This window comes from Rosettibacter primus (assembly GCF_036860675.1).
Classification (GTDB): Bacteria; Bacteroidota; Ignavibacteria; order Ignavibacteriales; family Melioribacteraceae; genus Rosettibacter; species Rosettibacter primus.
Window position 1 is genome coordinate 153,055 of the sequence record NZ_JAYKGK010000002.1, and the last position, 20,473, is coordinate 173,527.

Here is a 20,473-nt window from a genome sequence, read left to right on the forward strand (position 1 = left end):
AGAGATTCAACAGCTACTTCTCGACCTTTTCTTTGATTAGTTTCAATAACTCTTTTTCAGAAATTATTCCGACCACGCATTTATTATTTTCTCGAAGTGCCAGTCTCTTTTGTAACCTTTCTTCATCTTTCATAAATGTATCAGAGTGTAAGTAACTTTTAAGAAAATTTATAATAGGTTTTATTTCTCCCAAATCTTTGTTCAGTTTGTAATAAATCCATGTCCCTTCTTTTTCTGTTGTAAAGAATCCCGCAGACTTTAATACATTCAGAGCTTTTGATACTGTGTATTGTGGCAAGGATAAAGCATCCATTAGTTCGCATACACAAAGATTCTTACTACTTTTAATAAAGAGATTAATAACTCTAAGCCGAGTTTCGTCAGATAGTGCTTTGAATTTATCTATTATTTTATTCATACATTACATGCCAATTTTTGCATGCAAATATATGCTTGTTTTTGCATATAAGCAAATAAATTTTTGCAAGATATATTTTGAGGCAGGAACTACTTTAATCTTTCGAGTCTTGATCTAAGATGCCTTTCGGTTATTCCCAGCAAGCGGGCAGCTGCGCTTTTATTTCCATTAGTTCTGCTTAATGCTTCATTAATAATAGTTTTTTCAAATGTTCTTAATTTTTCTTCATACGGATCATCAAGATTGAATGCATCTAATTTTCTGTCAAGCTCACTAATTTTTCTAAATTGTGGTAAGTCATCTTTTGTAATAAATTCATTTCTTGTAAGCACAACTGCTCTTTCAATTATGTTTTCGAGTTCTCGAACATTTCCGGGAAAGTTATATTTCATCAAATAATCAATTGCTTCGTTTTCGATACCTTTAACATTTTTATTAATTACTGCAGCATACTTTCTTATAAAATGATTTATTAGCAAAGGAATGTCCTCTTTTCTTTCTCTTAAAGATGGTAATCTTATTTCAACAACATTTAATCTGTAAAATAAATCTTCTCTAAATTCTCCTTTTGATATCATCTCTTCAAGATTTCTATGAGTTGCTGCAATTATTCTCACATCAGTATGAATTACTTGATTACTCCCTACTCGTTGAAATTCACCGAATTGAATTGTTCGTAATAATTTTACTTGAACAGTTAATGGTATATCGCCAACTTCATCAATAAATAAAGTTCCACCATCTGCTTCTTCAAATCTTCCAATTCTTTCTTTTATGGCTCCTGTAAATGCCCCTTTTTCATGACCAAAAAGTTCGCTCTCTAAAAGATTCTCTGACAAAGAGGCAACATTAACAATAACAAAGGGTTTATCTTTTCTTGGACTTGAATAATGAATCGCTTTTGCTATTAATTCTTTCCCTGTTCCACTTTCACCTCTTATCAAAACAGTTGTCTTAGTTGATGCTACTCTGCCAGCTATGTTTAAGACTTTTTCCATCAATTCACTTTGAGAAATAATTTCCTGAAATCTAAATTTTTCCTGAAGTTGTTCTTTTAATAATTTGTTTTCGTTTTGTAGAAATTTTTTTTCTTTAATTTTATTTAAAGTACTTTCCAGAACATCAAGATTTATAGGTTTAGTAAGAAAATCATATGCACCATTTTTCATCAAAGCTACAGCATTTTCTATTGTACCATAAGCTGTCATTATTACTACTTCAATGGAAGGATTTAATAACTTGATTTCCGTTAATACTTTAAAACCATCCCATCCTTGCATACTATAATCTGTTAGAACTATATCAATTTGTTCATCTTTGGCAATGTTATAACCTTTTTCGCCATCAGTTGCTGTAAAGACTTTATAATCTCTTTTGGTTAAAAAGTTTTTTAGTGACTGCAACTGTGGTTCTTCATCATCAATGATTAATATTTTAAGTTGAGTCATAATATTCTCATTTATATTCTAAAGGTAATTTAATATAAAAACTTGTTCCTTCATTTAGTTTACTTTGGACAAAAATATTTCCATTATGTTCTGTAATAATTTTATGAACAATGCTTAGTCCAATACCACTGCCTTTTTTCTTTGTAGTAAAGTATGGGTCAAATATCTTTTTTAGCTTATTTGGTTCAATTCCTTTCCCATTATCTTTAAAAATAATATTTAATTTTTCATTTTCCTGATAAACATGAATTGATATTAATCCTTCTTTTTCAATTGCATCCAATGAATTTTCAATTAAGTTAATAAATACTTGCTTTAATTGTGATTTATCAAGAACAACTTTCCCGGAATATTCCATGTCAATTACAAGTGAAACATTATTTTGTTTTAACTGCCAGTTATATTGGTTTAATAATTCATCAAAAAAATCTTTTAATAAAAATTCTTCTGCTCTGACTGGTTGAGGTTTAGCAAATTTTAAAAATGCTTCAATTAATTCGTTAATTCTTTTTACCTCGTTATAAACTATTGTAATTAAATTCTTAAATTCTTCCTGGTTTTCTTTAACTTCATAATCTTTTCCGATTTGTTGTGCTATAGTCCCGATAGTATTAAGAGGATTTCTAATTTCATGTGCAACTGTCGAAGCTAATTGACCCATTGCAAGCATTTTTTCATTAATAAATATTTGTTTTTCTTTCAACTTTTGTTCGGTTAAATCTCTAAACACAATTATTAAATTGTAATTCTGATTATTATCTTCGAATCTGCTGATAGAGAATAGTAATATTTTTGTTGTTCCATTAATAATACATTCTTTTTCAAAAACTTTATTTTCACCTTTAAGGATGTCACTACAATTTTCATCACTAAAAATATTTTTGGCATCCAATCCAATTTTTTCATCTGTAATATTTAATATTGATTTAGCAGCTTTATTTATTAAAATAATTTTATCTTTTGAATCAACAACTATAATTCCATCACTAACATTATCAACTATTTTTTTAGAGTAAGATTCTACTACTTTGAATTTTTGGGAAAGCAGATTAAAATTTTGGCTTACAAAAATTAATGTAATTGTAACAAACCCGAACACAAATAATAAAGCAGTAATTATTATAATTCTGCGAATTATTCTATCATTAATATTATTCACTGGTTCAAGAGAAAGTCCAAGTCGAAAAATTCCCACAGTATCTTTCTCAAATATAAAGGGATGAATAATTTCAAATACCTCTGATGTATTATATTTCTTAATTTCCCATCTATATAAATTGTCATTTGTTCTTTGATGTAGAGGATATTCAGTTTCAATTTTATTCATCACATCCATGTCACCTGACCCAGCTATTATACCATCTTCATTTTGTAATACCGCATAAATAATTTGTGGATTTTGTGTAACATTTTTTAATAATACACCAAAACCAATCTCATTACGAAATTTGAATAATTCTTCAGCATTAATATTTAGTACTATAGCTTTTTTATCTTTTGTAGAGACTGCGATTGCAAAACGTTGTCCACCAAGAAACCTGGCTTGTTTAATTCCAATTATTAATGTGTCTTCCTCTCCTGTAAATATTGGTTTTAAATATTTTTTAACAGTATCTGCTGATAAATATTTATGATGAATATCTTTATGACTGGAATAAATTTTTTTACCTTCTGGATTAAATATGTTGATTCGATAGATATTATTTTCTTCAGCAAATTTTTCAAGGAATGAATTAGTTATCATTCCTCTTTCTTCCATAATTTTGATTGTATTTGCATTATTCAATAATCTTTTTTTTACTTCTTCTTCAATTTTATTATAGGAAATCAAAGCGTTTCTTGATGATGATAAAATTGTTTCAAGCAGCGAATAACCTTCTTCTTCAAGAAGTTCGAGCATTTCTTTTTTGCTTTGATTCAACTCAACCCAAGCTGAAGTAAATACAACAATTACAATAACAACAAAAATTGAAATTAAAATGCGCGGCTGTATTAAAAAGTTTTTAACCATAGCATACCATATTAAATGTTAATGGAAAATAAAAAATTGTCTGCCCAGTAAGAAGCATATAATTCCAAAAGGATTCTAATAATCTTTGTTAAAAGCTAAACCGAATACCAATGCTTATAGAATTATTTCTATAATTAAATAAATCACTATTTGATTTGTTTTCCATATATTGATAATTAAACAATAATGACAAATTCATATTTTCTGCATAACCAAGAACAAAATCTTTTTTTATCATGAAACTAAAAATTTTCTGCTTATCATTTCGCATATAGTTATTATGATATTCTAATTCTTCATCATAAATGCCCTGAGAAGGATAAAATTTTCTATTATAATAAAAACCTGTTTTTATTGTAAAATCATTTGAAAAGATTTTTGTAAGTTCTGCAAGTACACTATTACCTTCATAATTAACCGGGTCATCAAAAATTTCAGATTCATCACCATAAATCATATTGACATCTTTTACATAACTATTAAAACCACTGTTCAAAATGCTTCTGTTTGTAAATTGTAATGCAATTCCTGTTTTGGGAGTAATTGATTGTGCAACTCTAAAATAATTTAAGAATTGTGTTACATAAGAAATATTTTTATCAAGATACGACTCGGTTATTAATTGATTATGTTCATCAAAGTAAGAATAAGAACCTGACTGAGTTGGATTTAAATATTTTTTATAATTAAAACTACTCCCGATAATTAATGTTGTCCCGCTTTCAAAACCATAATTCAAAAAAACATTTGCAGAGTATTTCAAATTATTAAGGATATTAATATTGGGATAATTTGCAATGCTTAAATTAGATGAAAGTCTAATATAAAAATCTTTGAAATTTGTGTTATAGGAATAAAACATGAATGCATTTGTATAATCAAAATAGTTATAAATATCTTTCCCAAATCGTTGTTCTATATAAGCTCCTAAATAAGACTTTTCAAAACTTTTTAAAACTGATAATTGATGAACATAAAAATTTCTTGCAGCATCAGAGCCAAAAGAAATATAGTTCCCTGAGTAATTAATTGCCATTATATCAAAGTCATATGCAAGTTCATAATTCAATAAAAAAATAGATGTTTTTAATGCATACTTTGTTCTGAATGGATTATCATTATATTCATATTCTGTTGTTATACTGGAAGATAATTGTGCGTACTCATTAATTGACAAAAATAAAATTATGATTAATGTAAAAATTATTTTTCTGGATGGCATATAGGACTCGCTATTTCTGTAACATTATTAAAAAAGGGACTCCGAAGAGTCCCAATAATTTTATTTACCGCCTCTGTAACCTCGTCCTGCTTTGGTCTGAGTTCCAGTCTGAGTTTCTGTTTGTGTTCCAGTTTGTGTACCCTGATTTACATTGTTTTTCATTCCTTTACCCGAACCATATCCACCTTTTCCGCCTTTATTATTTAACCTTCCTTTTTTAGCATTATCATTAATTCCATCGCCATCAAGGTCTACAAATTTATTTCTTTGTAATTTTGGTCCTGTATAATCAGGGTCTAAACCGTTTGGAATTCCATCCCCATCATGGTCTGGTGCATTATCATTGTAACCGTCACCATTGTTATCAATAAAGTTTTTACCATGCTGTGCCGGAGGATTTGGTTTTGATTGGTCTTGAGTTTGTGCACTTACACTGATATAACTCAATAAAAGTGTAGCTGCGAAGAAAACTATTAACTTTTTCATTTTATTACTCCTTATGTTGTTTGTTAGTAATCATTAGTTCGCAACATAAGTATTAAAAACTATGCCAATTGTAAAAACTAAGTTTTTCATAAGAATTTCAAAAAAATCTAAAGATTTATAAGGAGTAATTGAACTTATAAGTCGAATAGTTCGCCCTTTGAGTCGAATAAGCCATTGGAGTTTAAAATTCCATACTTTTTCATTTTTCTCCAGAGTGTTGAAGGATTAATATTCAATTCCTTGGCAGTCTTAGTTCGATTCCACATATTCTTTTTCAAAGTAGAAATAATTAACTCTTTTTCAGTTTCTTCAATACTATTCCGAATATTTGTATCATTTGTAAAATTATTTTTGATTTGAACATTTCTTAATCTTTTAGGCAAGCAGTCAATATCAATTATATCATTGGTGCAAAGAACAAAGCAATGTTCAATAACATTTTCTAATTCCCTTATATTGCCAGGCCAACTATATTCCATAAGAAGTTCATATGCAGCTGAAGAAAATTGTTTGACGTTTTTATTGAATTTCGCATTGAATTTTTCAATAAAATGATTTATTAACAATGGCAAGTCATCCATCCTTTCTCTTAATGGAGGAAGATGAATATGAATAACATTTATTCTATAGAATAAATCTTCACGAAATCTTTTAGCAGCAATTTCTTCTAAAAGGTTTTTATTGGTAGCCGCAATTATTCTTGCATCCATTTTAATAGTTTTATTTCCACCTACTCTTTCAAACTCTTTTGTTTCTAAAACTCTAAGCAATTTAGTTTGAACAGCAATAGATAAATCTCCAATTTCATCAAGAAATAAAGTGCCTCCTTGAGCAAGTTCAAACTTTCCAATTTTAGTTTTTATAGCACCGGTAAATGCGCCTTTCTCGTGTCCAAATAATTCACTTTCAATAAGTGATTCTACAAACGCACTGCAATTAACTGCTATGAAAGGACCTGTTTTTCTTGAACTATTTAAATGAATTGCACGTGCGGCTAATTCTTTTCCAGTCCCGCTTTCGCCTGTAATTAAAACTGAACTATCTGTTTGTGCTACGCTTTCAAGCACAGAAATAATTTGTTTAATTTCTTTATTTCTGCCGACAATGTTTTCATACTTAAAAAACTCACTTAAATGTGCAGACAAATTTTTTATTTCTGATATATCCATAAAAGTTTCAACTGCGCCTATTTTTTCATTCTTGTTATTAATTAAAATATTGGAATTAACTCTTATAGGAATTTTCCTGCCACTTTTATGCAATATTTCTAATTCATTACCTATCATAGCTTTCCCTTTTTTAAGAGTCTGTTCCATATGACAACCATTTCTGCACAACGACGAATTAAATATCTCCCAGCATTTTTTTCCTATTGCTTCTGAAATTTTGTAGCCTGTAATTTTTTCTGCTGATTTGTTAAAAGAAGTTACATTCCAATCATTATCAATCGTAAATGTGCCTTCAATACTACTATTAAAAATAGCATCAAGCTTGTTTTTCTGATCTATCAACTCTAAAGTTTTTTGTTGAATCTCTTCTGCCAGCGTAAGCATCTCTTTAGTATCTCTAAAAACGAAGACTACACTTAAAACATTTTCATTTCTCTTAATTGGTGTAATCGAGGCAAGGACATTTTTTATATTTCCTTTTTTATCTGTGATGTTTATCGCAAGATTTGTAAAAGTGCGGTTATCATTTAAGGATTCGATAATATAGTTCATATCACCTAGACATTCACGAAACATAATTTTGCAATCTATTCCAATAATTTCATCTTCTTCATAACCGCTAATCCTTGAAGCAGCTTCGTTAAAAACAATAACTTTCAAATCTTTTCCGATAACAGCAATTCCATCTGGAATTATAAACGCTTCCTTGTTATTATCTATTATTTGCTGAACTTCTTTCATTTCTATAAACTCCAATTAATTATTGCAAATCTATACAAACTATTGCATTAATGAAATACAATGCAATATATACTTGCAAGGATGCAATAATTATATAACTAAAACCATAAAAAATAGATTAAAAAATTAATTTTATAATTGGCTTTAATCTTGTAATGCATTGAAATAATTATTATAGGAGGTCAATATGCCAGGCTTCGATAGAACAGATCCATTAGGACAAGATCCTTTAACAGGCAGAAGAAGAGGTTTCTGCCGCGATATTCAAACAACTCAAACAGAAAAAACTTCGGAACAATCTGCAGAAAATAAAGAGGTTATCTATGGAGTTGGTCGTGGCGGAAGACCACGCGGCGGCGGAAGAGGATATTGCTTTGGCGGTCGCAGAGGTTTAGGTAGATCTCGCTGAAGAGAATTCGAAAACTAAATAAAGTGCATCTATGTTAATTGCAATTACTTCCGAAGGTATGGAGCCGACTTCGTTGGTTGCGGAGAAATTAGGAAGAACTCCTTTCTTAATTTTTTATGAAACAGAGAAAAATACTTTCGAATCTCTCCGCAACCCTTATGCTAATTTATTTGGTGGAGCCGGAATTCAAACTTCTCAATTAATCATTGAAAAAAATGTTGATGCTGTAATTACAATTGACATTGGATTAAACCCTCTTCGCCTTTTAATTTCTGCTAATATTAAAGTTTTTTCCTGTTCTAAAAAACAAGTCATAGAAGCCGTAAAGGATTTTATGGAAAATAAACTAATGATAGTTGAACAAAAAACTATGATGAATTTTGGAAGAAAAAGACACATGAGAAAAGGATGGAGATGGAATAATAATTTTTAAATATTAATTCTCAGTAATACAAAAAAAGGAGATAATATGAATCATCGACTAGCAATTGCAATCGAAGAAATTGGTAATGTAGAAAGAGTAGCCGAACATTTTGGCAGATGTACAAAATTCAATGTATGTGAACTTGACGAACAAAAAAAAGTATTGAAAACTGAAACATACTTTAATCCGCTTGCGGGAGAACACGGCGGAGCTTGCCAGCTGCCTGCTTATGTCAAACAGTTCAATGTAAATACAATAATCACAGGCGGAATGGGACAAAAAGCAGTTTCACATTTTCTTGATTATGGTATCAATGTCATTACAGCTCCTGGATTACTATATGAAGAAGCATTAAATCTTTTTATTCAAGGAAAACTTAATGGTTATGAAGCATGTTCTCACGGACATAGACACGAACATCATCGAAATTAAAAGCAGGAATTTGATTTGATAATATCTATTGCATCAGGTAAAGGCGGAACTGGTAAGACAACATTGTCAGCTGCATTGGCAAGTTTAATAGACAAAAAAGCAATTATCGATTGCGATGTAGACGCCGCAAATCTTTATTTAATTTTTAAGCCAGAAATAATACACAGTTATGAATTTTACGGTGGCAAAAAAGCATCAATTGACAGAAGCAAATGTGAGGAATGCGGATTATGTGAGACCATATGCCGTTTCGATGCAATTAATAATTATACTATCAATCAGTTAAGTTGCGAAGGGTGTGGTTTATGTTTTAGAATTTGCCCTTAGGGAGCTATCGAATTCAATACTAAAAAATCAGGATACTACTTTGAATGCGAATTGCCGGATAAATCCAAATTTTATTATGCAAAACTTTTACCAGGCGAAGGAAATTCCGGCAAACTTGTAAGTGAAATAAAACGAAAAGCACTTAAAAATATTTCATCTGAAATTGAATGGATTATTGTTGATGGACCGCTTGGAGTTGGATGTCCTGTAAATGCAAGTATTGCTTCAGCAGATTATGCCGTTATTGTTACTGAACCGACTGTATCAGTGATTCATGATCTGAAGCGGTTTGTCCAGCTTTTAACTGCATTTAAAATCCATGCAGGAATCATAATAAACAAATATGATTTAAATGAAAACATAACTTCACAAATAATTAAATACGCCAATAGTGAAAATATACCTATTATCGGGTCAATTCCTTTTGATATTGAATTTGTAAACGCTCTTATTAATAAAGAAAATGCTGTAGATACTAATGAAAGAATTCGCAAAGAGATTAAAACAATTTGGCAGCAGCTCGAATTACAAATTGAAATATCAATTAACTAACAGGAGTAATTAAGTTAAATGAAACAAAATCCCATAAAACTGCAAAAATTGCAGTTACATCAACAGGCGGCTCTATGGATGCGCTTTTAAGTGAACAGTTTGGACGCTGCCAATATTTTTTAATTATTGACCCCAAAACTATGAAGTTTGAAGCAATATCAAATTTAGGTGAGCAAATGCAAAGCGGAGCTGGTCCTAAAGCAGCAGAATTAATAATAAGTAAAGGTGTTGAAGTCTTGCTCACTGGACATGTTGGTGATAGAGCTGAGGAAGTTCTTAAAAGAGCAGGCATTAAAATCGTTGACGGATTAAAGGAACGATAAAAGTTAAGGAAGCAGTTACCAGTTACCTGTCAAAATAAAGAGGAGTAAAAATGTACGTTCCAACAAAAATATTTTTTACAAAAGGTGTCGGTAGACACAAAGATTATCTTAGCTCTTTTGAATTAGCTCTTAGAAAAGCCGGGATTGAGAAATGTAATTTGATAAATGTCAGCAGCATTTATCCTCCAGGTTGCAAGATAATTTCTAAACAACAGGGGCTAAAAGAAATAAAAGCCGGACAAATTACCTTTACAGTTATGGCAAGAAACTCTACAAACGAACCAAATCGATTAATAGCAGCATCAATTGGTGTGGCAATCCCTGCAGATGGCCATCACTATGGTTATCTATCTGAATATCATTCATTTGGCGTAAAGGAAAAAATTGCCGGCGATTATGCAGAAGATTTAGCTGCTCAAATGCTTGCCACAACACTTGGAGTAGAATTCGACTCTGAAACCAATTGGAATGAGCGTGAACAAGTTTTTAAGATGTCCGGTAAAATTGTAAAAACATTTAACATTACTCAAACTGCCGAAGGTGATAAAAATGGTTTATGGACAACTGTTGTTGCTGCAGCAATTTTGTTACCTTAATTAAATTTTTGAATCTAATAGGTTTAGTAATATTAATAAGAGTAATTCCAATGGAAATTTTATTTCATGTTTTTAATGAATCATTTAGAATTACACTCTTTGTTCTAATTATGATGGTTGCTGTTGATTATATAAATGTTAAAACAAAAGGTAGATTAGAATTAATACTCAAAAGCGGCAAAAAGTGGAAACAGTATATTGTTGCTTCTCTGCTTGGCGCTGCGCCAGGTTGTCTTGGTTCTTTTGCTGGTGTTTCTCTTTATATTCATGGAATGATTAGTTTCGGTGCATTGACTGGATTAATGATTTCAACTGCAGGTGATGAACAATTTATTATGCTTGCTATGTTTCCCAAAACAGCACTGATTATGTTTGCAATTCTTTTTCTGCTTGGAATTATTGCCGGGTATTTAACCGATTACCTCATACAAAAATTCAACATAAAAACTTGTACTGATTGTGAGTTCAAACAATATCATCCGGAAAAAAAAGGTTACAAACATTATTTTAAGGACCATATCTGGTCACACATTATTAAAGGACATCTCATAAAAGTATTTCTTTGGACCTTCGGTGCATTGTTAATCATAGAATATGCAATGAGCTTTGTAGACCTCAAAAACATTACTGCTGAATATACTATTTGGATTTTGCTGCTTAGTGCACTAATAGGAATTATTCCAGAATCCGGTCCCCATTTAATTTTTGTAATGCTTTTTGCAAAAGGATTAATTCCCTTCTCAGTTCTATTCACCAGTTCGATTGTTCAAGATGGTCACGGTATGCTGCCTATGCTATCTTACTCAGTCAAAGATTCTTTGCTTATAAAAACTTTTAATCTATTCTTTGGATTAACAATTGGACTGATAATATACTTATTGGGGTATTGATGATTAATTATAAATCTATTCCAAAAAATGAAAATGATTTTATTCTAAGTGAGTGGGGCTATGATTTAATGGAAGAATATTTTGAGTTGATTAATGCAACAAAATTTTCAGCCGAATATTTTGTGCTTGATATTGCTACAGGAACAGGCAGAGCAGCATCTAAATTATCAAGAATGGGATACAATGTTATTACTGGTGATTATAATTATGATTTCAAATATGAAAGCGAAAACAGAATTACAAAAGAGTATCTCAATAAAGTAAACTATATCAAATTTAATCTTGAAAAAATTCCTTTCAAGGATAACTCTGTTAAAAATATTATATGTATCAATACATTTCACGAGCTTAATAATCCGTTCTTATGTTTAAATGAAATTATTCGCATTCATTCTCCCAATGGAAAATTATTGATTGCCGATTTTAATTCTAAAGACTTTGATGTGATGGATAAACTATATAAAATTAAATACAACAAACCACACACAAGAGGAAAAATATCATTAACAAACTTAGAAAGTGTTTTAATCAGGAATTATTGTGGAATAAAAATAATTAACACAAAATAAAATAAAGGATTTACTGCATGGGGGAAAAGAAATGCAAAACGATAAAGAATCGCAATTAGATAAAATTAAGTCTCTTTTAATTGAAATCCCCTTGTCGATAAATACTTATGATATAAAAATTGCATGTCATGTTAACAATACTGTTTATATCCGCTGGCTTGAGGATTTGAGAACAAAACTTTTTTCGAGTATATGTGATTCTAAGAGAGTGTTCGAAAATGGTTTCTATCCAGTTGTTATTTCAACATTTATAAATTATAAAAAGCAACTAAAATTATTTGATTCACCAACGGGTATAATGAAATTTGATAATCTTAAGCATGGAGTTATAACTTTGAATGCTCAAATAAAAGTTGGGGAACAAATTTATGCTACAGCAGAGCAGAAATGTGTTATTATGGACCTCAAAATTTCTAAGATGATTAACAATGAATTAATTCTGAGTTTAGTAAATTATTAATTAAAAAAATAAATTAAGAATGAAATTCATTTCAAGGTGATACTATGAAGATTAAATTTTTCTTGCTGTTCTCATTATTAATAATAATCAATACAACGGGACAAACATTAATCCTTAAAGGAAAGGTAACAGATTCCAAAAACGGGAACCCCATTCAGGGGGCTATAGTTTTTATTAATTACAATTACATGGCATATACAAACAATGATGGCAGCTACACAATTAAAGAAATACCGAAAGGATATTATACTATAAAAATTTCCAGGCTCGGTTATAAACCTATTACAGTAAATATTAAGATTGATTCCGCTTCTATTACGAAAGATTTCATTTTAGAACCATCACCAATTGAACTCGATGAAGTAATTGTAAGCACCAATAGAACCGACAAATATCTTCGCAATTCTCCTTACTCTGAATTGCTAATTGGAAAAGAAGAAATTCAAAACAAACCATTTCAATCTCTATCGGATATTCTAAAAGAAAAACCTGGAATTTCACTTATACGCGATGGCATCTGGGGAACCGAAGTGAGCATTCGCGGACTCAACCGCGAAAATGTTGTTACTCTTATTGATGGAAATAGAATTGTTACATCAACCGATATTGCTGCAAGATTATCATTGATTGATTTAAATGATATCGATCGAATTGAAGTCATTAAAGGAGCATCTTCTTCTATTTACGGTTCTGGTGCTACAGGCGGTATTGTAAATATTATTACAAAAGCTCCTCAGTTTTATAATAAATTTTCTATTAACGGTAATATTTCGACTGGCTATAACTCGGTCAACAATTTATCTGTTTTATCTGCATCACTTTATAGCGGCAGTTCATTTTGGTCTTCAAAATTTTCCGGTTCTTACAGAAAAGCTCAAAATGTTCAAACTCCCATTGGAGAATTAAAGAACAGTCAATTTGAAGATTATAGTTTTTCAGGTGCTTTGAATGTTTTGCCGTTTGATAATCACACTCTTAAAATCGTTTACCAATTATTCAAAGCAAAAGATGTTGGTATTCCAGGGGCATCAGTGTTCCCGAGCAATGCAGATGTCCGTTATCCCGATGAGAAAAGAGAATTAATTTCAGTTGGTTATGAAATACAAAATATTTCTAAGATCCTTTACAAACTTTCGGCAAAATATTCGTATCAATACATAAAACGAAACGTTGAAAATATACCTCATACCGTTCAGAATATTCCAGCAAGTGAAACAACACCTGCAAGAAGAGTTAGTGTTCTTAAAATCACTCCCGGAGCTGACCATAAAAATAATAATGCTCAAATTCAGGGAAATCTTTTATTAACAAAAAATAATAATCTTATTCTCGGTATAGATTACTGGGATAGAAGTTACAAAGGTCATCGTGAAAAATATCAACTGATAGAAGTCCTAAATGCACAGGGTAATGTTGTAAACACCACTAACAAAATTATTGGAGAAAAACCTTTGCCCGATTCAAAGTACAAAAGTTTTGGAATCTTTGTTCAGGATGATGCAGAATTGATTAAAAACAAATTATCTCTTTCAATAGGAGCTCGTTATGACAAAATTAATATTAGTGGTGAACAAACTTTAAATCCAGTTTATGAAATTACAAACGGTGTAATTAATTATTCCCCTTCGGGTCAAAAAATAATCTGGAATAAAACTGATGCAAATGATGATTCTTATAGTGGAAATGTTGGATTAAAATATTCAACAAATATGAATCTCGACTTTACATTAAGTCTTGGTTTATCTTTTCGTTCACCTTCACTCGAAGAAAGATTTCAATACATAGATCAGGGTAGTTATGTGCGTGTTGGCAATCCAAATCTTAAATCTGAAAAAGGAAAATCAATTGATTTTGGATTACGTTATTATTCGTCTCACTTGAAAATTACTTCAAGCATTTTCTTCAATTATTTTAACAATCTTGTTTCAGAAATGCCTGGAAAATTTGAAGGGAGAAATGCTTTCATAAAAACAAACATCGGCGAAGCACGAATTTATGGATTTGATTTTAATGCAGATTATAATTTTTATCACAATCATATTTTATATGCAACTGCATCTTATGTTAAAGGAGATGATATTACTGCTAACTCAAATTTGCCAGCAATTCCACCATTGAATGGAATTATCGGGATCAAAATTGATTTATTTGAAAAACTTCAAGCTGATTTTTCTTCAACAATTTTTACAGCACAAAATAAAGTTGCAGCTAATGAAATGACAACGCCTGGTTATGCTGTATTTAATTTATCATTAAATACATATACTCTAAAATTTTCATCTTTAAAATTGCGCGTATATGCTGGTGTAGAAAATATTTTTAACAAGAATTATCGCAATCATTTATCAACAACAAGAGGAAGCATAACAATAGAACCAGGAAGAAATTTCTTTATAAATTTAATAGCTGATTTTTAATCTTATATTAACAACATATTATTTTTAACTAATCAAAAATTATTATATGCTCTGGTTTTCTATTGCCCTGCTTTCTTCTTTGCTTTCAGCATTTGCAGCAATAACACAAAAGAAAGTTCTTTATAATAGAGATGCACTGGAATTTTCTTTTCTGCTTTCGATTATCAACTTTCTTCTTTCAATCCCATTATTCTTTTTGATCGACTTTAGTACAATCAACACATTTAATATCACCATTCTTTTTTTAAAATCAATAATTGGAGTTGCAGCATTTTTGTGTGTTATGACTGCATTAAAAAATCTTCAAATAAGCAATGCATTGCCGTTGCTTGCATTAACACCTGGCTTTGTTGCCGTTTTTGCATTTTTTATTCTTGGAGAATCATTAAAAACTACGGAAGTGTTAGGTTTAATTTCATTAATTGTTGGTACATACATTCTTGAAAGTAAAAATCTAAAAGAAATTTTATCCCCATTCGTTGTATTCTTAAAATCAAAGTATCATCATTATATCTTACTTGCATTGCTTCTTTTTACAGCTTCATCGATACTCGATAAATTACTTCTTGTTAAATTGAATCTTTCACCAATTTCTTTAACAGCAATTCAGCATTTATTCTTTGCAATACTTTTTACCATAGTTTATGTTGTGTTTCTTTTTTACAAAAATGAAAATATATATGAAAATACTTTAGCTATATTTCAAAAGAAAGATTTGGGTTGGATAATTTTAATATCATTTCTTACAATTGGTTATCGATTCACTCAAGTAGTTTCGGTAAAACTTGCATCTGTTGCTTTAGCCCTTGCAGTCAAACGAACTTCTGTCTTATGGGCTACAATAATCGGGGGAAAGATTTTTAAGGACTCAAATTTGCTCAAGAAGACAATTGCAGTTATTTTCATTCTTATTGGAGCTATTTTGATATTACGAGAATAAAAAACTCTGTCACAGAACTTTTATTAATAAGAAATCATTTCTGTAGTTGAAGCAATTCTTGAACATATAATAACTTTTCTTCTTGCAACATTTTAATATAATTTTCATTCATTCAGACTATATAAATTACATTTCTCAATGGAATCTTTTATAATTCCACTTCATTTAATTGACAAAATAATTTTAATATAAGATGATTAACAAAACTCACTGGTACGACGGCTGGTTTTATGATATTTTTATTGCCCCAAACCAGGATAGATTATTTTCTCAAATAAAAAATCTTATAGAACCAAATTCTTCAATTATTGATGTTGGATGTGGAACAGGAAGATTCTCTTTCTCAGTTGCAGACAAATGTAAGTTTATTCTTGGAATTGATTTATCATCAAAAAATATAGAGAAAGCAAACAGAAATCTTAAAAAAATTCCAGTTGATAAAATTTCTTTTTTGCATACAAACATTTCAGAAATAATCTCAAAAAATTTTCACTTTGATTATGCAGTAGTGACTTATGTTATACATGAAGTTAACGAAGATGAAAGATTAAAGTTAATCAATGATTTATCAGTGATTGCAAATAAAATAATCATTGGTGATTATCTTGTCCCCAGATTAGCTGGATTTTGGAGTATATTAAATGAAGTAGTTGAATTTGCTGCAGGAAAAGAGCATTTCAGAAATTATAAAAACTATGTTCAAAATGGTGGCTTGAAATATTTAGCTGAAAAGTCTTCATTAAAAATCATCAAAGAAATTAAGAACGAACCATTAACAAGTCACATTATTGTTTTAACTAAGTGAGTTAACTATGGAAATAAAAAACATTGAATTGAGAAATAATTTTTTTATGTCGCCAGTTAAAACTGGTTATGGGGATTCTGAAGGTAATATTTCCGAACGCCACATTGCTTTCTGGGAAAGACGTTCCAGACACATTGCAGCAATAATTTTTGAACCATTTTTTATTGATAAGAAAGTTCGAGAACTTCCCACTCAAATAGGAATTGAAGAGGACAACAAAATTGATGGTCATAAAAAATTAGTTGAAACAGTTCATCGTAATGGCGCAAAAGCTGTTGCTCATATTAATCATCCTGGCAGAATGGCTAATCCAAAATTGCCCGGCAATGTTTATTTATCGGCATCAGATATAGAATGCCCGAATGGTGGACAAAAACCAAAAGCTCTTTCTCTCGATGAAATTAAAATTGTTCAACAACAATATATTGATGCAGCTATTCGTGCAGAAAAAGCAGGCTATGATTTTATTGAACTTCAATTTGGACTTGGTTACTTAATTGCTCAATTCATTTCTCCAATCACAAATAAAAGAAATGATGAGTACGGTGGGAGCTTTGAAAATCGTTTGCGTTTTGGATTAGAAATTTTAAGAGGTATAAAATCCTCTGTAAGATTACCTGTAATTGTAAGATTAAGCAGCGATGAAAAGTATGAAGGCGGATTAACGATTAATGACACAATTCAAATTGCAAAAATTCTTGAACAGGAAGATATTGCAGCTTTACACATAACAAGTGGTGATGTATGTATGAGCCCTGCATGGTATTATCAACATCATTTCATACCAAAAAAGAAAACATGGGCATTATCAAAAAAGATTAAAGAACATGTTTCGCTCCCAATTATTACAGTCGGACAAATTAATGAACCACAAGATATTGATGAAATTCTTTCAAATAATGCTGCAGATTTTATTGCAATAGGCAGAGCACTAATTGCAGACCCAGATTTTGTTGGGAAATATTTAAAACAAGTAGAAGGAAGAATTCGTCCGTGCAGTTCTTGTTTAACCGGCTGTTTAGGAAGAATAAAAATTGGAAAAGGACTTCAGTGCGAAATCAATCCGCTTGTTGGTAGAGAGCTTGAAGAAATTACACCTGCAAATCAAAAGAAAAATTATGCAGTAGTTGGCGGTGGATTAGCTGGAATGCAAACTGCCTTAGCTTTGAAACTACGTGGCCATAAAGTTACATTATTTGAGAAAGATAAACTTGGAGGACAATTTAATTTCGCACCACTTCCATCACAAAAACAATCTTTGCAAAAGCAAATTGATTATTTTGTTGATGAAATTAATGATGCTGACATTGAAGTTATTTATAAAGAAGCAACCGAAGATGATTTAATTGACAAGTATGATGGAGTGATTATTGCAACTGGTTCTCAACCATTCATTCCACAAATTGATGGATTAAAAGATTATCACTGGGCTGAAATTCTATATGAATTTAATATCCCTCGAAATAAAAATGTAGTAATAATTGGTGGAGGATTAATTGGAGTTGAAATTGCAAGCACTTTGATTGATTATCACAACAAAGTAACAATTATAGAAATGCGCGAAGATATTGCACGAGATATGGAAATGGTTACTCGAAAATTAAACTTGATGAAACTTAAGGAAGCAAATGTCCAGATTTTCACAAATTCAAAAGTAACAAAGATTGAAAATGACAAACTTTATTTTGTTCAGACAAGTGGAACTGAGAAAGAAATTATGCTAAAAAATATTGATTTTTATGTTATTGCAGCTGGAATGCTGCCAGATAAAAAACTAATTGAAAAACTTGAGGGGAAAATTCCAATTTATACAGTTGGTGATGCAAATAATATAGGTGATGCAGTTTCCGCAATTCAAAGTGGATATTTTATTGCAAAAGAATTATAAACAAAATAAAAGGTGGTTTTATGTTAATACTAATTGGAGCTGACTCAAATAATTTAACTTCTCCTGTTGCTAAAAGATTCGGGCATGCAAATTATTACATTGTTTATAACACTGAAACAAAATCTTTTGAAGCAATAGAAAATATAAAAGGAAGACATCATCATGAGAATCTTAACGAACTTACTAAAAAAGGCATCGAGACTTTTATTGTTGGCAATATTGGTCCCCACGCATTTGAAGTAATTAATACAGAAAAGAGCAAAGTATTTCTTGCAAGAAAAATGTCGGTTCAGGAAGCAATTGATAAATTTTTGCAGGGTGGACTTTTACAATTAAATGAACCAACAGTAAAAAAAAGTATAGGACATAGTAATATACATCACGATAAATAAGCTTAATTAAGAAGAATTAAGTTAAATTTGCTTATTAATTATTTGATAACTAAGAGACTGACTAAAAAAGTAATTTTTGAATTTTAAATCCGTGTAAATCTGTTCAAATCTTAGTCATCAGCGGTCAATAATCTTACTTTTTAGTCAGCCTCTTTATAAATTACAATGACTTATATGTAAACCACCAATCGTATCCTTCAGCAACTTTCTTTCTTTTTTCAGCTTCAACAATATCTTTAGGTGGAGGAATTATTACTTTATCATGAATCAATTCGTTATTAGGCCAATTTTCTGGCATAGCAACTTTATTAATATCAGAAATCTGTAGAGCTCTTAATGCACGCAGGATTTCATCAATCTGTCTACCTACTTCTTGTGGATAATAAACCATTAATCTGATAATTCCTTTTGGATCGATTATGAATACAGCACGAACTGTGTTTGTTCCTTTTCCTGGATGAACCATTCCGAGTGCTTTCGAAACATTTCCCATATCATCGGCTATAATCGGGAAAGGAATTTCGACACCAATTTTTTCTTTTATCCATTCAACCCATTTGATATGAGAAAATACCTGGTCAATTGAAAGTCCAATTAATTCTGCATTTAGTTCTTTGAACTTATCATTTCTTTTTGCAAATGCAACAAACTCAGTTGTGCATACTGGAGTAAAATCCGCAGGATGGCTGAATAATACAATCCATTTTCCTGCATAATCCTCCGGGATTTTTTTCAATCCGTGTGTAGTTTGAACTTCCAAACTTGGCATCTTTTCACCGAGCAATGGAATTCCTCTTTTTACTTCTTCCATATTTTCTCCTTTTGATTTTTAATGATTATTTTTTTGCTAATTGTGAAATTTGTCTTTCAGAAAAGAATGAAGAAGAAACTTTTGTAAATATAACATTAAAAAATTTATAAATACTTTTTAAAAATAATTTACGACCATAGCTGCAATCACAAATCATTGGCTTTCCTCCTTCTCTAAGATTGATTTTAATAACCATACATGTTTTTCATATCGTTCAGCAACACTGTATAATTTGCCAGCAGTTACTTCATCTCCAAATTCAGATTGAATTTCTTCACCGGTTTCTCTAATTCTTTCAGCAAGTGAATCATAATCATCTGCTAATTTTTTTACCATCTCAAACTGATTAGGATATGTTCCTTCTGTTTCTTCTTTTAATTCAGATAATTTTAAAAATTCACTCATAGAACCTGGTGCATATAATCCATAAGCTCTAATTCTTTCTGCTGTTTCATCAATGTCATCAGCTAATTCATTATATAATTCTTCGAACTTTTGGTGAAGTGTTAAAAATAAACTTCCTCTTACATTCCAGTGATAATTTCTTGCTTTTGTATAAAGAACATATTGGTCTGCCAGAATAGGCTTAAGCATTTCCGCAATTCTTGTTTTTGAAACACTGCTTAATATTGTTTTCATAATTATTCTCCTTAATTGTTTCCTCTATTATTCCAAGCTTTATGCCACAAAATTTTTATCAAAAATTGGCCAAAAAACAAAATTTTTTTATTGACTTTTACATT

Annotated in this window: 23 protein-coding genes; 15 read left to right on the forward strand and 8 right to left on the reverse strand. The window is 30.4% G+C overall.

The window, feature by feature from the left end:
* Positions 1 to 13: 13 nt before the first annotated feature.
* From VJY32_RS03800 to VJY32_RS03825, 6 genes are all read right to left on the reverse strand, one after another.
* The gene (locus VJY32_RS03800; protein ID WP_353676559.1) at positions 14 to 418 is read right to left on the reverse strand and encodes an ArsR/SmtB family transcription factor; all 405 of its coding nucleotides are present in this window, start codon (positions 416 to 418) and stop codon (positions 14 to 16) included.
* Between the two features lie 89 nt (positions 419 to 507).
* Positions 508 to 1,866, reverse strand: a complete 1,359-nt coding sequence (locus VJY32_RS03805) for a sigma-54-dependent transcriptional regulator (protein WP_353676560.1) — start codon at positions 1,864 to 1,866, stop codon at positions 508 to 510.
* 7 nt (positions 1,867 to 1,873) lie between these two features.
* Complete coding sequence (locus VJY32_RS03810; RefSeq protein WP_353676561.1) at positions 1,874 to 3,877, reverse strand: sensor histidine kinase; 2,004 nt, start codon at positions 3,875 to 3,877, stop codon at positions 1,874 to 1,876.
* An 88-nt stretch (positions 3,878 to 3,965) separates the two neighbouring features.
* Positions 3,966 to 5,099, reverse strand: coding sequence for a hypothetical protein (locus tag VJY32_RS03815; RefSeq protein ID WP_353676562.1), 1,134 nt, complete (start codon positions 5,097 to 5,099; stop codon positions 3,966 to 3,968).
* A gap of 60 nt (positions 5,100 to 5,159) precedes the next feature.
* Positions 5,160 to 5,585 carry a hypothetical protein gene (locus VJY32_RS03820; protein ID WP_353676563.1) on the reverse strand — a complete coding sequence of 142 codons (426 nt, stop codon included), beginning with the start codon at positions 5,583 to 5,585 and terminating at the stop codon, positions 5,160 to 5,162.
* A gap of 134 nt (positions 5,586 to 5,719) precedes the next feature.
* The gene (locus VJY32_RS03825) at positions 5,720 to 7,495 is read right to left on the reverse strand and encodes a sigma 54-interacting transcriptional regulator (protein WP_353676564.1); all 1,776 of its coding nucleotides are present in this window, start codon (positions 7,493 to 7,495) and stop codon (positions 5,720 to 5,722) included.
* A gap of 187 nt (positions 7,496 to 7,682) precedes the next feature.
* Here VJY32_RS03825 and VJY32_RS03830 point away from each other — a divergent pair, with 187 nt between their 5' ends.
* From VJY32_RS03830 to VJY32_RS03900, 15 genes are all read left to right on the forward strand, one after another.
* Positions 7,683 to 7,904 carry a DUF5320 domain-containing protein gene (locus VJY32_RS03830; RefSeq protein WP_353676565.1) on the forward strand — a complete coding sequence of 74 codons (222 nt, stop codon included), beginning with the start codon at positions 7,683 to 7,685 and terminating at the stop codon, positions 7,902 to 7,904.
* A 31-nt stretch (positions 7,905 to 7,935) separates the two neighbouring features.
* Positions 7,936 to 8,337 carry a NifB/NifX family molybdenum-iron cluster-binding protein gene (locus tag VJY32_RS03835; RefSeq protein WP_353676566.1) on the forward strand — a complete coding sequence of 134 codons (402 nt, stop codon included), beginning with the start codon at positions 7,936 to 7,938 and terminating at the stop codon, positions 8,335 to 8,337.
* 36 nt (positions 8,338 to 8,373) lie between these two features.
* The gene (locus VJY32_RS03840) at positions 8,374 to 8,760 is read left to right on the forward strand and encodes a NifB/NifX family molybdenum-iron cluster-binding protein (RefSeq protein WP_353676567.1); all 387 of its coding nucleotides are present in this window, start codon (positions 8,374 to 8,376) and stop codon (positions 8,758 to 8,760) included.
* 15 nt (positions 8,761 to 8,775) lie between these two features.
* Positions 8,776 to 9,087, forward strand: a complete 312-nt coding sequence (locus VJY32_RS03845; RefSeq protein ID WP_353676568.1) for a 4Fe-4S binding protein — start codon at positions 8,776 to 8,778, stop codon at positions 9,085 to 9,087.
* A 51-nt stretch (positions 9,088 to 9,138) separates the two neighbouring features.
* Positions 9,139 to 9,639 carry a nucleotide-binding protein gene (locus VJY32_RS03850; RefSeq protein WP_353676569.1) on the forward strand — a complete coding sequence of 167 codons (501 nt, stop codon included), beginning with the start codon at positions 9,139 to 9,141 and terminating at the stop codon, positions 9,637 to 9,639.
* A gap of 47 nt (positions 9,640 to 9,686) precedes the next feature.
* Entirely contained in the window at positions 9,687 to 9,962 is a 276-nt protein-coding gene (locus tag VJY32_RS03855) for a NifB/NifX family molybdenum-iron cluster-binding protein (protein ID WP_492008316.1), read from the forward strand.
* 50 nt (positions 9,963 to 10,012) lie between these two features.
* A complete protein-coding gene (locus VJY32_RS03860; RefSeq protein WP_353676571.1) occupies positions 10,013 to 10,558 on the forward strand; it encodes a pyruvoyl-dependent arginine decarboxylase in 546 nt (181 codons plus the stop codon).
* A gap of 50 nt (positions 10,559 to 10,608) precedes the next feature.
* Positions 10,609 to 11,448 (forward strand): putative manganese transporter, encoded by an 840-nt coding sequence (locus VJY32_RS03865; protein ID WP_353676572.1) that lies wholly within the window; start codon positions 10,609 to 10,611, stop codon positions 11,446 to 11,448.
* Entirely contained in the window at positions 11,448 to 12,017 is a 570-nt protein-coding gene (locus VJY32_RS03870) for a class I SAM-dependent methyltransferase (RefSeq protein WP_353676573.1), read from the forward strand. Before VJY32_RS03865 ends, VJY32_RS03870 begins: the two co-directional genes overlap by 1 nt.
* 31 nt (positions 12,018 to 12,048) lie before the next feature.
* On the forward strand, positions 12,049 to 12,477 hold the full coding sequence (locus VJY32_RS03875) for an acyl-CoA thioesterase (RefSeq protein ID WP_353676574.1): 429 nt from the start codon (positions 12,049 to 12,051) through the stop codon (positions 12,475 to 12,477).
* A 44-nt stretch (positions 12,478 to 12,521) separates the two neighbouring features.
* Positions 12,522 to 14,894 carry a TonB-dependent receptor gene (locus tag VJY32_RS03880; protein WP_353676575.1) on the forward strand — a complete coding sequence of 791 codons (2,373 nt, stop codon included), beginning with the start codon at positions 12,522 to 12,524 and terminating at the stop codon, positions 14,892 to 14,894.
* Positions 14,895 to 14,940: 46 nt separating this feature from the next.
* Positions 14,941 to 15,834, forward strand: coding sequence for an EamA family transporter (locus VJY32_RS03885; protein WP_353676576.1), 894 nt, complete (start codon positions 14,941 to 14,943; stop codon positions 15,832 to 15,834).
* 193 nt (positions 15,835 to 16,027) lie between these two features.
* Entirely contained in the window at positions 16,028 to 16,639 is a 612-nt protein-coding gene (locus VJY32_RS03890) for a class I SAM-dependent methyltransferase (RefSeq protein WP_353676577.1), read from the forward strand.
* A 7-nt stretch (positions 16,640 to 16,646) separates the two neighbouring features.
* Complete coding sequence (locus VJY32_RS03895; protein ID WP_353676578.1) at positions 16,647 to 18,527, forward strand: FAD-dependent oxidoreductase; 1,881 nt, start codon at positions 16,647 to 16,649, stop codon at positions 18,525 to 18,527.
* Between the two features lie 20 nt (positions 18,528 to 18,547).
* Positions 18,548 to 18,919 carry a NifB/NifX family molybdenum-iron cluster-binding protein gene (locus tag VJY32_RS03900; protein WP_353676579.1) on the forward strand — a complete coding sequence of 124 codons (372 nt, stop codon included), beginning with the start codon at positions 18,548 to 18,550 and terminating at the stop codon, positions 18,917 to 18,919.
* A 160-nt stretch (positions 18,920 to 19,079) separates the two neighbouring features.
* Here VJY32_RS03900 and VJY32_RS03905 read toward each other — a convergent pair whose 3' ends face one another.
* Positions 19,080 to 19,730: a peroxiredoxin gene (locus VJY32_RS03905; protein WP_353676580.1), complete on the reverse strand. Its 651-nt coding sequence runs from the start codon at positions 19,728 to 19,730 to the stop codon at positions 19,080 to 19,082.
* A gap of 153 nt (positions 19,731 to 19,883) precedes the next feature.
* Positions 19,884 to 20,369 carry a Dps family protein gene (locus VJY32_RS03910; protein ID WP_353676581.1) on the reverse strand — a complete coding sequence of 162 codons (486 nt, stop codon included), beginning with the start codon at positions 20,367 to 20,369 and terminating at the stop codon, positions 19,884 to 19,886.
* Positions 20,370 to 20,473 lie beyond the last annotated feature (104 nt).

What these genes read in the sequence shown, in the direction of transcription:
- VJY32_RS03865 (WP_353676572.1), top strand. Translation starts at nt 10,609, where the DNA reads ATGGAAATTTTATTTCATGTTTTTAATGAATCATTTAGAATTACACTC.
- VJY32_RS03815 (WP_353676562.1), bottom strand. Translation starts at nt 5,099, where the DNA reads ATGCCATCCAGAAAAATAATTTTTACATTAATCATAATTTTATTTTTG.
- VJY32_RS03840 (WP_353676567.1), top strand. Translation starts at nt 8,374, where the DNA reads ATGAATCATCGACTAGCAATTGCAATCGAAGAAATTGGTAATGTAGAA.
- VJY32_RS03885 (WP_353676576.1), top strand. Translation starts at nt 14,941, where the DNA reads ATGCTCTGGTTTTCTATTGCCCTGCTTTCTTCTTTGCTTTCAGCATTT.
- VJY32_RS03810 (WP_353676561.1), bottom strand. Translation starts at nt 3,877, where the DNA reads ATGGTTAAAAACTTTTTAATACAGCCGCGCATTTTAATTTCAATTTTT.
- VJY32_RS03800 (WP_353676559.1), bottom strand. Translation starts at nt 418, where the DNA reads ATGAATAAAATAATAGATAAATTCAAAGCACTATCTGACGAAACTCGG.
- VJY32_RS03805 (WP_353676560.1), bottom strand. Translation starts at nt 1,866, where the DNA reads ATGACTCAACTTAAAATATTAATCATTGATGATGAAGAACCACAGTTG.
- VJY32_RS03890 (WP_353676577.1), top strand. Translation starts at nt 16,028, where the DNA reads ATGATTAACAAAACTCACTGGTACGACGGCTGGTTTTATGATATTTTT.
- VJY32_RS03895 (WP_353676578.1), top strand. Translation starts at nt 16,647, where the DNA reads ATGGAAATAAAAAACATTGAATTGAGAAATAATTTTTTTATGTCGCCA.
- VJY32_RS03835 (WP_353676566.1), top strand. Translation starts at nt 7,936, where the DNA reads ATGTTAATTGCAATTACTTCCGAAGGTATGGAGCCGACTTCGTTGGTT.
- VJY32_RS03860 (WP_353676571.1), top strand. Translation starts at nt 10,013, where the DNA reads ATGTACGTTCCAACAAAAATATTTTTTACAAAAGGTGTCGGTAGACAC.
- VJY32_RS03870 (WP_353676573.1), top strand. Translation starts at nt 11,448, where the DNA reads ATGATTAATTATAAATCTATTCCAAAAAATGAAAATGATTTTATTCTA.
- VJY32_RS03910 (WP_353676581.1), bottom strand. Translation starts at nt 20,369, where the DNA reads ATGAAAACAATATTAAGCAGTGTTTCAAAAACAAGAATTGCGGAAATG.
- VJY32_RS03825 (WP_353676564.1), bottom strand. Translation starts at nt 7,495, where the DNA reads ATGAAAGAAGTTCAGCAAATAATAGATAATAACAAGGAAGCGTTTATA.
- VJY32_RS03875 (WP_353676574.1), top strand. Translation starts at nt 12,049, where the DNA reads ATGCAAAACGATAAAGAATCGCAATTAGATAAAATTAAGTCTCTTTTA.
- VJY32_RS03880 (WP_353676575.1), top strand. Translation starts at nt 12,522, where the DNA reads ATGAAGATTAAATTTTTCTTGCTGTTCTCATTATTAATAATAATCAAT.
- VJY32_RS03820 (WP_353676563.1), bottom strand. Translation starts at nt 5,585, where the DNA reads ATGAAAAAGTTAATAGTTTTCTTCGCAGCTACACTTTTATTGAGTTAT.
- VJY32_RS03900 (WP_353676579.1), top strand. Translation starts at nt 18,548, where the DNA reads ATGTTAATACTAATTGGAGCTGACTCAAATAATTTAACTTCTCCTGTT.
- VJY32_RS03830 (WP_353676565.1), top strand. Translation starts at nt 7,683, where the DNA reads ATGCCAGGCTTCGATAGAACAGATCCATTAGGACAAGATCCTTTAACA.
- VJY32_RS03905 (WP_353676580.1), bottom strand. Translation starts at nt 19,730, where the DNA reads ATGGAAGAAGTAAAAAGAGGAATTCCATTGCTCGGTGAAAAGATGCCA.